This window comes from Polaribacter sp. Asnod6-C07, from assembly GCF_045063625.1.
Taxonomy (GTDB): domain Bacteria; phylum Bacteroidota; class Bacteroidia; order Flavobacteriales; family Flavobacteriaceae; genus Polaribacter; species Polaribacter vadi_A.
Window position 1 is genome coordinate 1032333 of record NZ_JBEFOF010000005.1, and the last position, 14224, is coordinate 1046556.

The 14224-nt window shown below is 27.9% G+C and carries 11 protein-coding genes and 1 tRNA gene; 4 read left to right on the plus strand and 8 right to left on the minus strand.

What is annotated here, in order from left to right; all coding sequences use genetic code 11:
• The first annotated feature begins 365 nt into the window (after positions 1 to 365).
• Entirely contained in the window at positions 366 to 4526 is a 4161-nt protein-coding gene (locus ACJJVK_RS04175) for a two-component regulator propeller domain-containing protein (protein WP_405563513.1), read from the plus strand.
• A 196-nt stretch (positions 4527 to 4722) separates the two neighbouring features.
• Positions 4723 to 6351: a sodium/sugar symporter gene (locus ACJJVK_RS04180; protein WP_405563515.1), complete on the plus strand. Its 1629-nt coding sequence runs from the start codon at positions 4723 to 4725 to the stop codon at positions 6349 to 6351.
• Between the two features lie 383 nt (positions 6352 to 6734).
• Here ACJJVK_RS04180 and ACJJVK_RS04185 read toward each other — a convergent pair.
• The 6 genes from ACJJVK_RS04185 to ACJJVK_RS04210 all read right to left on the minus strand — a co-directional run bounded on the left by ACJJVK_RS04185 (position 6735) and on the right by ACJJVK_RS04210 (position 8739).
• Positions 6735 to 6805, minus strand: a tRNA-Cys gene (locus ACJJVK_RS04185).
• A 54-nt stretch (positions 6806 to 6859) separates the two neighbouring features.
• Entirely contained in the window at positions 6860 to 7240 is a 381-nt protein-coding gene (locus ACJJVK_RS04190) for a VOC family protein (protein ID WP_405563516.1), read from the minus strand.
• Positions 7241 to 7247: 7 nt separating this feature from the next.
• Positions 7248 to 7604: a dihydroneopterin aldolase gene (gene folB, locus ACJJVK_RS04195; RefSeq protein WP_405563518.1), complete on the minus strand. Its 357-nt coding sequence runs from the start codon at positions 7602 to 7604 to the stop codon at positions 7248 to 7250.
• 41 nt (positions 7605 to 7645) lie between these two features.
• The gene (locus tag ACJJVK_RS04200) at positions 7646 to 8059 is read right to left on the minus strand and encodes a DUF2452 domain-containing protein (protein ID WP_405563520.1); all 414 of its coding nucleotides are present in this window, start codon (positions 8057 to 8059) and stop codon (positions 7646 to 7648) included.
• Positions 8060 to 8079: 20 nt separating this feature from the next.
• Positions 8080 to 8463, minus strand: a complete 384-nt coding sequence (locus ACJJVK_RS04205; RefSeq protein WP_405563522.1) for a VOC family protein — start codon at positions 8461 to 8463, stop codon at positions 8080 to 8082.
• A gap of 60 nt (positions 8464 to 8523) precedes the next feature.
• Positions 8524 to 8739 (minus strand): zinc ribbon domain-containing protein, encoded by a 216-nt coding sequence (locus ACJJVK_RS04210; RefSeq protein ID WP_068362205.1) that lies wholly within the window; start codon positions 8737 to 8739, stop codon positions 8524 to 8526.
• 111 nt (positions 8740 to 8850) lie between these two features.
• On the opposite strand from ACJJVK_RS04210, the gene ACJJVK_RS04215 reads away from it, so the two are divergent.
• Positions 8851 to 10536: a glutamine--tRNA ligase/YqeY domain fusion protein gene (locus ACJJVK_RS04215; RefSeq protein ID WP_405563524.1), complete on the plus strand. Its 1686-nt coding sequence runs from the start codon at positions 8851 to 8853 to the stop codon at positions 10534 to 10536.
• A gap of 73 nt (positions 10537 to 10609) precedes the next feature.
• Positions 10610 to 10912, plus strand: a complete 303-nt coding sequence (locus tag ACJJVK_RS04220) for a DUF6370 family protein (RefSeq protein ID WP_405563526.1) — start codon at positions 10610 to 10612, stop codon at positions 10910 to 10912.
• Between the two features lie 8 nt (positions 10913 to 10920).
• Here the strand turns inward: ACJJVK_RS04220 and ACJJVK_RS04225 are convergent, their stop codons facing one another.
• Together ACJJVK_RS04225 and ACJJVK_RS04230 are read right to left on the minus strand one after the other, a co-directional pair.
• Positions 10921 to 12939, minus strand: a complete 2019-nt coding sequence (locus tag ACJJVK_RS04225) for a T9SS type A sorting domain-containing protein (protein WP_405563527.1) — start codon at positions 12937 to 12939, stop codon at positions 10921 to 10923.
• Positions 12940 to 12941: 2 nt separating this feature from the next.
• Complete coding sequence (locus ACJJVK_RS04230) at positions 12942 to 14222, minus strand: hypothetical protein (protein WP_405563529.1); 1281 nt, start codon at positions 14220 to 14222, stop codon at positions 12942 to 12944.
• Positions 14223 to 14224: the final 2 nt, after the last annotated feature.

The window sequence follows — 14224 nt, forward strand, 5'->3', positions numbered from 1 at the left end:
GATAAAAAAACACTCAAATTAACAATAAAACACTATAAAATAAACATAAAGACACCATTATTTAAATCTTAAAAATCAATAAACTTTAAATAACACCCATTTTTTTACAAGGGTAAAAACCAAACTTTTTAACTTTACATAAAACACTTTAAAAAACCATTGCTTTATTTACATTTTTTACATCAAAAAAAAATAATCAGAAACTCTTTGATTATAGAACTCATACCTTTAATTGAAAAAATAACACTTATGCAACATTACTCCCCTCACAACGCAACATAATGATTCCGTTATTATTACATATATTTGAGTTAAAATAGATAACATTATAAGACTTTTTAAATGATCCTTTTATATTTAACCTTATGAACATCGATTTAATAAAAAAAACTTCTTTTTTTCTTTTTAAAGAAATATCTATACTAAAAAAAGTATTTGGTTTATTTATCTTTTTCTATGCAACATTTAGCACTTCTCAAACTAATGAAACTTATTTTAATGATTTAATTATTCAAGGTGCTCCTTTTAATAAAAAAGTAAATGTTTTGTTTGAAGATAGTATTGGGTATTTATGGATTGGAAGTAATAATGGTTTGTATAGATATGATGGTTACAATTTAGTAACGTATCAACAAGATGTTTTTAACCAAAATTCAATACCAAATAATAGTATTAACTCAATTATAGAAGATGACAACCAAGACCTATGGATTGGTAGCGAAAGTTATTTAATCCATTTTAACAGAAAAGAAAATAAATTTAAAGGTTATAATAAAAACATAACAACAGAAATTTTACATAAGGATTCTAAAGGAAATGTTTTTGCTAATTTAAAAGGTATAGATTTAGTAAAAATAGAATCTAATAAAAATTTCAAGAAACTAAATAAACATGTTGGCAAAGCATTAAAACCCCAATACCAAATAAATTCCTTTATAGAAGATGATTTTGGCAGATATTGGATTGGAACATCAAAAGGGCTCTTTGCAATTAATAGTGAAGGTATTTTTGTAAAAACTTCTTTAGAAAAAGAAATAATAGCTATTAAAGATTTTGGTAATAATAGATTTGTTGTGGCTACTACTCATGGCCTCTTTATTTTAAACTATAATAAAACTGATTATAACCTAGAAATATTAGAATCTTATCCAAATATTTCTAACTCTTTAAAAATACAGAATACTCAGTTAACATCTTTAGCAATTAGTCCTAATGATGAAGATTTGTGGATTGGAACCCAAAACGGATTAGTAAAAGCAATTAGACTTAACAATAGCTATAATTTTGTGAAATTTTCTAAAGAATCTGAAAATGGGAACTTAAAAAATAATTTTATTACTTCAATTGTTTTTGATACATATGGCAACCTTTGGATTGGATCTTTAAAAGGAATTAACAAATACCGTGTAAGAACTTCTATTTTTGAATATAATAAAATTGAAACTCCTTCTAAAATTGGCAATGATTTATCTAATAGTATATTATTTTATTCTTCTACTAATATTTTAGTAGGAATGAATAGTGGTATATACAGATATAACCCAAAAACTAAAGAATCGTTTAAATTAAATACACAAATTAAAAATGTTAATCACATATCTAAAAATTATAAAAAAGACAAACTTTTAATAGTTTCTGACAACGAACTGTATCAGTCTGAAACTTATAATCCTAAAAAAACACACCTTCAATTAACAAAAATAAAATCTTTTAAAAATAACATAACTGACATTGCTGTTATCAATAAAAATGAAATCTGGATAGGTCTTTGGAACAATGGTGTAGAGGTAATTAATACAGAAAATGAAATCTCTAAATTTAAAGAAGAAGTTATTGCCAAACTCTCTAAAAACCATACATCTGTATTTCTTTTAACAAAAGATCAAGTTTTATGGATAGGTACTAGAGGAGAAGGACTTTTTAAAGTAGATTTAAATAATGAGACTATTGAAGAATTTATTCCATCTAAAGAAAACGGATTAACATCTAACGCTATTTTAAGTTTACATGAAGATAAAAGCAACAACATTTGGATTGGAACAAGGAGTGGAGGTATTAATCAATATATTAAAGAAACAAATAGTTTTAAAAGCTTTAGTAAATTAAACGGTCTTACATCAAACACTATTTCATCAATAGAAGAAGATCATGAAGGCAATATTTGGCTTAGTACACAAGACGGATTGGTTCGCTTCGATTTAAAAAACGAAAAATTTATACCATTTAAAGTAGAAGATGGTATCAAAGAAAGTCAGTTTCTTTTTAATTCAAGTTCAGCCAACAAACTAAACAATACCTTATACTTTGGCTGTCCAGATGGCTTTTACACTGTACAAGCAAATAAATTTTCTCAAAAAAGCCTGTTACCTGCAACCGTAATTACCAGTTTTACCACTTTGGGTCCTACAAAAAGTAATACTACTAATTTAGATCTAAATACATCAAACCTTACAAATGTTAATTTAGAAAACCCAATTATATTACCTTATGATACAAATAACATTGTTGTAAATTTTTCTTCATTAGACCTTACCACTCCAAATAAAAATGAATTTGCTTACATGTTAGAAGGCCTAAATAATTACTGGGTTTATACTAACGCATCTAACAGAAACGCCAACTACAATGATCTTTCTTATGGCTCTTATACGTTTAAGGTTAAAAGCTCTAATAGTGATGGTGTATGGAACGAAATACCTACAGAATTATCTTTTAAAATAATGCCTCCAATATGGAAATCTACATGGGCTATAATAACCTATATCCTTATTAGTCTTATTCTATTTTTAGTAAGTGTTCTTTTAATTAGAAGGTGGTTTAGATTAAAAAACAACCTTGTTAAAGAAACAATTAGTAGAGAAAAAGATAACGAATTAAATAAAATGAAAATGACGTTTTTCACGGATATTTCTCACGAGCTAAGAACTCCATTATCATTAATCCTAGGAACTATTGAAAAAGTAGTAAAAGAAAAACAATTTACATTAAGTCCACTTACATCCCAACGAATTTATAACAATAGCTTAAGAATGCATAGGCTTATAAACCAAATAATGGATATTAGAAAATTTGATCAGGGTAAATTTAAGCTAAACATCTCTAAAAATGACATTGTAAAAGATATTAGCATTATTAAAAATGCTTTTAATGATTTTGCTAGAATCTACAATATTGAGTACAATCTTACCTCTGAAGAAGAAACTATAAAAGCTTGGTATGATGTAGATATATTAGAAAAAATTTTATTTAACCTATTATCTAATGCTTTTAAATATACCCAAGAAGGAGGGAAAATAAATATTTACACAAAATTAGTAAAAGAAGAAGAACAAGAGCAAGAACAAGAAATTATAAGTTTAAATCTTCCTAAAAGTAATTACATAAAATGTATTGTTAGAGATAATGGTGTTGGTATACCTGCAAAAGATTTAAAACATATTTTTGATAGATATTACCAAGCAACAAAACCTTATAGCAATCAAATTCCTGGTACAGGCATTGGTATGGAATTGGTGCAAAAATTGTTAGAAAGACACCATGGAACTATTATTGCAAAAAGTGAAGAAAATAAATTTACAGAATTTACTTTTTACTTACCTATTAGTAAAAAAAGATACGATAAAAAAGAAGTTTTAAAAACAAGTACTCCATTATTAAAAAACTTTATTAAAAATTCAGAATTTCAAGTAATAGAAGAAGTATCATCAGAATTTGAAGAAAAATTAAACTCTAAAAACAACATAAAACCTAAAGTATTAATTGTTGATGACAATTCTGAATTAAGATTGATGTTAAAAGAAGAATTAGTCGAAGAATTTAACATTTTAGAAGCTTCTGATGGAAAAGAAGGATATGAAAAAATAGTAAATGAAAATCCAAAACTAATAATTAGTGACATTATGATGCCTGTAGAAGATGGAATATCTATGTTAAAAAGGTTAAAAAAGAACCCACAAATTAAAAACATTCCAATTTTTATGCTAACAGCAAAAAATTCTCCAGAAACAAAAATCGAATGCCTATCAATAGGGGCAGATGATTATATAGAAAAACCTTTTAGTATGGAATTTGTTAAATGGAAAGTAAAAAACACTTTAGTTTCTAGGAAACAACTTAAAACGGAATACAGTAAAGTAATTACAGCTGCTCCATCTGAGATTGAAATTGAATCTAATGATGAAAAATTTATAAAAAAACTGGTTAGTATTGTAGAAGAATCTATGGGAGATCATCTATTTAGCGTAGAATATCTTGCCTCTGAAGTGGGTATGAGTAGAGCAAATTTATATAGAAAACTAAAAGTTATTCTAAACGAAACACCTGTTAATTTTATTAAAAAAATAAGGTTAAAAAGAGCAGAACAACTTCTTAAAAAAAATAGCATGTATATTTCTGAAATAGCATATATGACTGGTTTTAATAATCAAAAATATTTTAGCAAATGCTTTAATAAAGAATATGGTATAAGCCCAACAGAATACATAAAACAACACAAAGAAACTATTAAAAATAACAATACAGACTAAAAGAATATAAAAAACACATTTTAAATGTATTTACAACAAGAGTTATATATTTAACTATCAACAAAAGAGAAAGCCTAACAATAAAGACAAAACCGTCTTTTCGAGACATTTTAGCTACTTTTTTGAAACAAAATGTAGCTATCCTTGCTACATTTTTTATATAGGTTTGTAAACAAAATTATCAAAAACAATAATTATGAAAGCAGGATTTGAAATGTGGGACTATTTAGTCTTCATTGCTTATGCCATTTTAATTTTAGGTGTAGGTTTATGGGTTTCTCGTGATAAAAAGGGACACCAAAAAAATGCAGAAGATTACTTTTTAGCAAGTAAATCTTTACCTTGGTGGGCTATTGGTACTTCCTTAATTGCAGCAAATATTTCTGCAGAACAGTTTATAGGGATGTCTGGTTCTGGGTTTGCATTGGGTATTGCAATTGCTTCTTACGAATGGATGGCTGCATTAACATTAATAATAGTAGGTAAATACTTTTTACCCATTTTTATAGAAAAGGGGTTATATACAATTCCTGAATTTGTAGAAAAACGTTTTTCTACTAACCTTAAAACAATTTTAGCCATATTTTGGTTATCACTTTATATTTTTGTAAACCTTACTTCTGTATTGTTTTTAGGTGGATTAGCTATCGAAACCATTATGGGTGTAGATATGGTATATGCAATTGTTGGTCTAGCACTTTTTGCAGCTGCGTACTCATTATATGGAGGTTTATCTGCAGTAGCTTGGACAGATGTTATACAAGTTGTATTCTTAGTATTAGGTGGTTTAATAACTACTTATTTGGCGCTAAATACAGTTTCTGGAGGAGAAGGAATGTTAGCTGGTTTTTCTAAAATTTGGGAAGCTGCACCAGAAAAATTTCATATGATTCTTGAAGAATCTAATGATAACTATATCAATTTACCTGGAATTTGGGTTTTAGTGGGTGGTTTATGGGTTGCAAATTTATATTATTGGGGTTTCAACCAATATATTATTCAAAGAACTTTAGCAGCTAAATCTTTAAAAGAATCTCAAAAAGGTATTTTATTAGCGGCATTTTTAAAATTAATTATTCCACTTATTGTTGTTGTTCCTGGTATTGCTGCTTATGTAATAGTAAATGACCCTTCAATTATGGCAAACTTAGGAGATGTAGGTCTATTAAACATTCCTTCTACAGAGCAAGCTGATAAAGCGTATCCTTGGTTATTACAATTTTTGCCTACTGGTCTAAAAGGTGTAGCTTTTGCTGCTTTAGCAGCTGCAATTGTTTCTTCTTTAGCTTCTATGTTAAATTCTACTTCTACCATTTTTACTATGGATATTTATAAACAATACATCAATAAAAATGCAGATGATAAAACAACTGTAAATATTGGTAGAATTTCTGGAGCTGTTGCTTTATTAATTGCTGTTATTATTGCACCATTATTAAATGGATTAGATCAAGTTTTTCAATACATACAAGAGTTTACAGGTATGTTAAGTCCTGGTATTTTAGCCATCTTTTTATTAGGTTTATTTTGGAAAAAAACAACAAACAACGCTGCTATTTGGGGTGCTATTTTATCTTTCCCAATCGCATTAGCTTTAAAGTTTATACCTATTGCAGGTTTAGAACCTTGGATGCATCAAATGGGAATAACCACTCTTTTAACCATGCTGATTATTATGTCATTAAGCCACATACAAAACAAAGGTAAAGATGACTCTAAAGGAATTGAAATTACTAAGAATTTATTTAAAACAACTCCATTATTCAATATTGGTTCTATAGTAATTTGTATTTTACTTTTAGTTCTTTATTGTTTATTCTGGTAAGAAAAAAAATAAAGAATTAAAACATATTTAAAAGTGAGAGAATTTATTTAAATTTTCTCACTTTTTACATTCTTATCACCTCATTACCAAACTAATAAACATAAAACCCTTATTATAGAAATTATTTTTTTTGGTGAAATGGAAACTTATCTTTATAAAATTGAAAAAAGTTTAGTAACTTCAAATATATCTGCTATTGTTATATTAGGTAACGTAATGAGAGTACCATTGATGGAATTCTTAGATATTAAGAATTGATAAGTTTTAAAAATTATCATTATTATAAGTGATAAAACAAAGTGGAAAGAGATATTGCATGCAACTGAAAGGGGATAAAAAATAAATTCCATCTAACATATTGATAGCTAGATGGAATTATTTTGAGGTGTCTAGCGGATTCGAACCGCTGTACATGGTTTTGCAAACCATTGCCTAGCCACTCGGCCAAGACACCTTTTGTATTTAGGATTGCAAATTTACGCAAAATTACTTTTACTGCAAGTATTTTTTACTTTTTGATTCTCCAAGGTGGATTTATTCTATTTTTCCCACCAAAAAATAGAATTATTTGGTTATTATCTAAATCTTTTAACCTTGCTTCTCTCCAAAACCAAGTTTTATCATTTGGTAGTTCATCAAAATGAATGCCCTTTTTGATGATTTCATTTACTTTATCATCTAAATCTTCGCACTCAAAATAAACATAAACCCCTACTCCTTCTGGGAGTTCATCAACTTGATGAATTGAAAAAGTAGCATTCCCATCAGGACAAACAAATCTTGCATAATTTGGCAATGATTTCACAATCAATTCTAACCCTAATTTTTGATAAAAACCAATGGCTTTATCAACATTTAAAGAAGGAATAGTAACTTGATTCAGATTCATAAAAGCATTATCTTTTTTTAGTTAAAATGATAACAACTTCTTCTACATTACCACCAATTGGCGGATTTATTTTTGCAACAGCTACTTTCGCTTTTTTTATCATTTGTATTTCTCTAAAAAAACGATCTAAAATTCGTTGCGCAACTTGTTCTAACAATTCAGAACGAATTGCCATTTGTTCTTTTACAATATGATTTAAATGCACATAATCTACAGTATCTGCTAAATTATCTGTTCTCGATGATTTTTTTAAATCTGCTTTTACCTCTACATCTACTCTGTACCAAGAACCAATTTTTGCTTCTTCTTCTAAACAACCATGAAAAGCATAGAGTTTTATGTTATTTACTTTTATTATTCCCAATTAATTTATTATTTTAAAATTTTTAAACTCTATTGATAAGATTATAATTCTTCTATCTTTTCCCACATTTTATCTGTATTTAATCTGAAGGATCCTAAATACTCAAAACTACATTGTTCTGGAGCTATGATCGATAAAAATGGTTCGTTGTTTTTGTTATTATATAAGTGATAATTTTCACCAAAAATAGGCTCGAAACTAAATTTTGCGTTATACACCAAATCATTGTATTGAAATTTTCGCATCAACTCTTCATATTGTGCTTTAACTTCATCAAACTTAGATTTGAATTGTTTATTCACTCTTTGAATTCCATCATTTTTCCAGCTTGCTGTATTTAAAGGTTTAATTACAGGCGAGCTAGCAGATGTGCCATAGGGTTTTAAAGCAGCATCATATTGCTGACTTTCTTCATTAAAAACTACTAAATCTGGTTTTTTATCCTTCTTACTCATAATCCGAAATCTATCACTTATTAAACGGCTTCGTTAACTTCAATCCAATATCCATCTGAGTCTTGAAAGTAAAATTGCTGTATACCATCTTTACGAACATAATCTTTATTTGGTGTACCTGTCCAATCAGAATAATCGATATTTAAATCATTTAAGTGATTTACAAACGATTCTATATTTGTTGTAGCCAAAGCAAAATGAACTGCTTTATTGGTTTTAACTTCTAAATTAGGACGTGGAATTAAGTGCAACTGTTTTCCATTATCTAATGCCAACCAACGTGTTTTAGAGTTAGAAGCAGTATTTTCTATTTCTTTAAGGTTAAATACTTTTTGATAAAATGCGATAGACTCATCAACATTTTTTACAGAAAGAGCGATATGATTGAATGTAAAAGTCTGCATATTTCATCCTAGTTTATAGAATAACAAAATTACGATAAAAAAACACAAAACTTAAATGTTCTAACTTGTGAAAAAATCAAAAACGTTGCTAATTGCACTTGTTTTGGTTTTATAAAATTCGGTGTAAGTACATCTTTCGCAAGTTACACTCGTAAATTTCTGATTCTGAATATCAAAAATTTTAGACAAAGTTCCTCCAGTTGCTCGCATTTGTCCTAATTTATAGGTTTTAGAATTGCATTTTGGGCAAGTATAATTTCTTATTTTATCGCTCATAGTGTTTGGTCTTTATTTATTAGTTGTTTAAACTCCATTTTTGTTACAAGATAGTTAATTGCAATACAATATTTTGCTTAATTTTGTTGCTTAATTTATTTAGAAAAATAGATGTCTGAAGAAAATAAATCGCTCAATTTTTTAGAGCATATTATAGAAGAAGATTTGGCTAATGGAATGCCAAAAGAAGATTTACGTTTTCGTTTTCCACCAGAACCTAATGGATATTTACACATTGGGCACACTAAAGCTATAGGAATTAGTTTTGGTTTGGGTGAAAAATACAATGCGCCTGTAAACTTACGTTTTGACGATACAAATCCTGCAAAAGAAGAGCAAGAATATGTAGATGCTATTAAAGAAGATATTTCTTGGTTAGGGTACAATTGGGCAAACGAATGTTATTCTTCAGATTATTTTCAGCAGTTATATGACTGGGCAATTTTGTTGATAAAAGATGGTAAAGCCTATGTAGATTCGCAAACATCAGAAGAAATGCGAATTCAAAAAGGTACACCAACTGAACCAGGAACTAATAGTCCTTATAGAAATAGATCTGTTGAAGAAAACTTGGAATTATTTCAAGGGATGAAAGATGGTAAATTTAAAGAAGGTGAACATACTTTGCGTGCCAAAATTGATATGGCTGATGATAATATGTTGATGCGTGATCCTTTAATGTATAGAATTATGTACAAATCTCATCACAGAACTGGTAACAATTGGTGCATTTATCCAATGTACGATTGGACACATGGTGAGAGTGATTATATTGAACAAATATCACATTCTTTATGTTCTTTAGAGTTTAAACCTCATAGAAAATTATACAATTGGTTCAGAGATAATGTATACGATTTTAGTAAGACTGATTATCCACATCCACCAAAACAACGTGAATTTTCTCGTTTAAACTTAAGTTATACCATAATGAGTAAACGTAAGTTACTTAAACTGGTAGAAGAAGATATTGTTTCTGGTTGGGATGATCCAAGAATGCCAACAATTTCTGGTCTAAGAAGACGTGGTTATACACCTGCTGCTATTAGAAGTTTTGTAGAAACTGTTGGAGTTTCTAAACGTGAAAACGTAATTGATGTGGCTCTTTTAGAATTTAAAATTCGTGAAGATTTAAACAAAACTGCCAAAAGAGTAATGGCTGTTTTAGACCCTGTTAAAGTTGTAATTACCAATTACCCTGAAGGTCAAGAAGAACTTTTAGATGCAAGTTACAATGATTATGAAGAAGGATTTGGAAGTAGAGCTGTACCTTTTTCTAGAGAAATCTATATAGAAAGAGAAGATTTTAGAGAAGAAGCAAACAAGAAATTTTTCCGTTTAAAATTAGGAAAGGAAGTTCGTTTAAAAAACGCTTATTTTATTACTGCAAATAGTTGCACTAAAGATGAAAATGGAAATATAACTGAAATACAATGTACTTATGATCCGTTAACAAAATCTGGTAGTGGCACACCAGAAAGCATGCGTAAAGTAAAAGGTACTTTGCATTGGGTTTCTGTAAAACACGCTGTAAAAGCAGAAGTAAGGGCTTATGACAGATTGTTTTTAGATGAAGCACCAGATGCTCATAAAGACAAAGATTATATGGATTTTATCAACCCTAACTCTTTAGAGATTATTGAAGCTTATTTAGAACCAAGTTTACAAACTGCAGAAATAGGAGAACGTTTTCAATTTCAACGTTTAGGATATTTTAATGTAGATAATGATTCTACCAAAGAAAACTTAATATTTAACAAAACTGTTGGGTTGCGAGATTCTTGGGCAAAAAAATAAAATAGTACATAAATAGTAAACAATAATAGGTCCTCATTTTTTATAATTTTGAGGGCTTTTTAATTTATATAAAATGAAAAAAATAATCGTTTTAAGTTTGTTGATATTCGCTTCTTGTGGAAATAAGAAAGAAATAAAACAGGTAGCCGAAATTTCTTGTGGTCAATGTCAATTTGAATTAGATTCTGAAAGTGGATGTAGTTTAGCTGTAAGGGTTAATGACAAAGCGTATTTTGTAGACGGTTTTGGTATTGATGATTTTGGTGATGCTCACAATATAAATACTGGCTTTTGCAATGTGATACGTACTGGAAAAGTTTCTGGTACAATTGAGGGTGATAGGTTTTTAGCTTCTTCTATAAAATTGGTTGAGTAATTTTTGAATTATTCCCTTAAAAACTTATGTACCAAAATTCCTTTTTCAGAATTGATTTTCATAAAATAAAATCCTGGTTTTAAGTTTTTTAAATTTATAAAATTAGTTTTTTCTTTTTTAGAAATTAGTTTTTTTCCATCAATTGAAAACACTTCAATTTTATGAATATTTAAACTATTCTTTATATCTAAAAATATTTTTTCTTTTACTGGATTTGGATAGATATTGATGTAATTTTTCAACTGAAAATTGTCTGTTGATAGTGACTCTTGACTCACTGTTACTGTTACATTTACTGAAGTTGAATTTCCATTGACATCTTCTACTGTAAAAACAATTGTGTTTTCTCCTAAATTATCTGTAGTAAAATTAGTTTTTGATAAATTGTAAGACTCAATTCCACAATTATCAAAAGAACCATCATCTATATCAGAAACCTTTAAAGTTCCATTTCCTGTAGCATTTAATTTCAACTCAAAATCTTTTGTTTTGACTTCTGGGTTTGTTTCATCTTTTACAAATACGTTTTGATTTGTAGTAAAAATATTTCCATTGCCATCATCAAAACTCCATGTAATGGCATATTCTCCTTGTTCAACAAAAGTTAAAGCATCTTGTGTAGTTCCTAAAACTTCTCCACTTACTGCATCAATTGCTTTTGGGATTGCTATAACTATAACCTCACATTCTCCTGTAGCATCTGAAATTGTATCTATAATTGGTCCTAAATTATCTAAATAAAAAGACTGCGTTTCTTGAAGAAGAATAGTGTTATTTGCATCATCTTTAATATCACTATCAGCTTTAATTTTGAGATAAACACTTCCTAAATCGTCATTTGTTTTTGTGATAGTTAAGCGATATTCTTTATCGTTAATCTTTATCAGTTCTTGTTTTGTATAATTTTTTGATTGTGTTCCTACAAACTCAAAATCTGTCGTATTTACATTTTCTACAGGTTCATTAAATATAATTGTAAAAAATTGTTGATTAAGTTCTTCTTGCAGCTCTAAATCAGTAATTATTGGAGCAGTTTCATCAAAAGAAAATTCTAAAATATTTGATGCTAAATTTTGACTTCTTATTGCATCTTGTACTTGATTTTCTTTCATCATTATTGAGAAAACACCTTCTTCTACAGCAATTAATGTAAGTTTATAATTTTGATCATCTAGTTTAATAAATTCAGAAATTACTGCGTTTGTGAGTTCAAATCCTGCTGTAGAAAAATCTATAATTTCTTTTGAAAAATTTACATCAATTTGAATGCTATTTGTATTTATTTTTTTATCAGCATTTGAAGATAAAATTGTAATAATATTTATTGTATTAGTTTCTTTAGTAACATTTATAATATATTCTTTTGATACTGCTTCATCTTGAGAAACTACTGTATATGTTTTTGAAACTGTATAATCTATAGCTGAATTACCTGAAATTTGTTGTTGTATATCAATAAAGATTTTTGCGCCTTCAGAAACATTAAATACTGGTATTAAATTACTAATATCTGTAGTTTGGGATAAGACAAAATTAATTGTATTGTCAACTGTTGTTTTGGTAATTTCAGTAATATTCTCAAAAGAAAAATCTAACAATTCTGCTTGATTGTTTAACACTGGATTTGCCAAACTATAAGATTGAAAAACACCTCCTAAATTGCCATCAATTACAAAAATTTCTTTTTTATCAACCTCAACTATCGTTTCATTTTGGCTGTCATAAATTTTAAATGAAATTTCCTTGTTATTAGAATTTGAAAAAACCGTTAAAAAAGCAACATATTTGTTTCTACTTTCTATATATGTAACATTAGCTACACCTCTAACCTCTCCTTCAATAAAAGCTGCAACTTTATCGTTCTCAGAAGTTAGTAGATTTCCATTCACGTTTAAAAAGGTTGTAAACGTCATGCTATGCTGAAAATCTATTGGGTTTACAGACCAGTTTGGTTCTTGTGCATGCAAAGTATTAACTACAAAACTTGTCAAAAAAAACAGAGTGACATTCAAGAAATTTCTTTTCATAATCAATAGTTTTTTAAGGATGATATTCGCAAAGAATTTCCTGCAATATCTGTAATTGAATTATTTATATTTAAACTCACTCCAACTTGACCATTAAAATTTTCTATATTAGAAACTGTTACAACATAACTACTGTCTGTTACTTTGTTAATAGTTATTTCTGCATCTGTAACACTAATAAAACTATCATTCAACACATTACTTACTGCTTCACTAAACACCACTTTAAACTCCAAATTATTGGCATTTGTAATAGTTTTTTGTGGTAAATTTCTTTGGATAGTAACTAAAAAAGGATTCTTTGTATCTAATACAAAGTCTAGTTTATTAGATGCTATATTTTCTTTAGCATCACTTTCTAAAAAAGTATTTTCTAAAACTTTTATAGAAAATTCTCCTTGACTTAAAGCTACTAAATTAAGTGAGTAAGTATTTTCATCAACTTTAATAATAGATTGTATTATAGCATTTGTTAACTCAAAATTATTTGAATTTATACTTGCTATACTTTCGCTTATGGTAAGCGTAATTTCTGTTAAATTTTTATTGATTAAAGTACTCGCTGTTGTAGATAAATTTACAATTACATTTGATATTGCATTTTCTAAAACAACATTTATTTGAAATTCTTTTAAAACACTTTCATCTTCAGAAAGTACACTTAAAACAAAAGTATCTGAATAATTTTGAATTGTAACTCCAGGTTCTTGAAGCACTCTATTTGCATATAATTTTGCACCAGTACTTAAGGTAAATTCTGCAATTAAATTGCTACTATCTGTGTTTGCTGGCAAAACAATATCAATCTTATCTTCTGAAATATTTATTGATTTTTCTACAACATCTTTAAAAGAAAAACTGATTATTTCTGCCTCATTATTCAAAGCAGGATTTGCGATAGAAAAAGATTGAAAAATACTTCCTAAATTACCATCAATAGAAAACACAACCTTTTTATCGATATTAATTATTGCTTCATTTTCACTATCATACATTTTAAAACTAATTTCTTTACCACTTAAATTACCAAAAACAGTTAAAAAAGCAACGAATTTATCTCTACTTTCTACATAAATAACATTAGCTACTCCTCTTACTTCACCATCAATAAAAGCAGCAACTTTATCATTTTTAGATGTTAATGTTTTACCATCAACATTTAAAAAATTGGTAAACGTCATAGTGTGTTGATAGTTGTTAGGATTTACACTCCAATTGGGTTCTTGTGCAAAACAACTATCAACAATGAACACTAAAAAAGTAATCAATGCAAAATTTTTCATTT

Coding starts and splice junctions, on each gene's coding strand:
- ACJJVK_RS04175 (WP_405563513.1), top strand. CDS start 366: ATGAACATCGATTTAATAAAAAAAACTTCTTTTTTTCTTTTTAAAGAA.
- ACJJVK_RS04180 (WP_405563515.1), top strand. CDS start 4,723: ATGAAAGCAGGATTTGAAATGTGGGACTATTTAGTCTTCATTGCTTAT.
- ACJJVK_RS04190 (WP_405563516.1), bottom strand. CDS start 7,240: ATGAATCTGAATCAAGTTACTATTCCTTCTTTAAATGTTGATAAAGCC.
- ACJJVK_RS04200 (WP_405563520.1), bottom strand. CDS start 8,059: ATGAGTAAGAAGGATAAAAAACCAGATTTAGTAGTTTTTAATGAAGAA.
- ACJJVK_RS04205 (WP_405563522.1), bottom strand. CDS start 8,463: ATGCAGACTTTTACATTCAATCATATCGCTCTTTCTGTAAAAAATGTT.
- ACJJVK_RS04210 (WP_068362205.1), bottom strand. CDS start 8,739: ATGAGCGATAAAATAAGAAATTATACTTGCCCAAAATGCAATTCTAAA.
- ACJJVK_RS04215 (WP_405563524.1), top strand. CDS start 8,851: ATGTCTGAAGAAAATAAATCGCTCAATTTTTTAGAGCATATTATAGAA.
- ACJJVK_RS04220 (WP_405563526.1), top strand. CDS start 10,610: ATGAAAAAAATAATCGTTTTAAGTTTGTTGATATTCGCTTCTTGTGGA.
- ACJJVK_RS04225 (WP_405563527.1), bottom strand. CDS start 12,939: ATGAAAAGAAATTTCTTGAATGTCACTCTGTTTTTTTTGACAAGTTTT.
- ACJJVK_RS04230 (WP_405563529.1), bottom strand. CDS start 14,222: ATGAAAAATTTTGCATTGATTACTTTTTTAGTGTTCATTGTTGATAGT.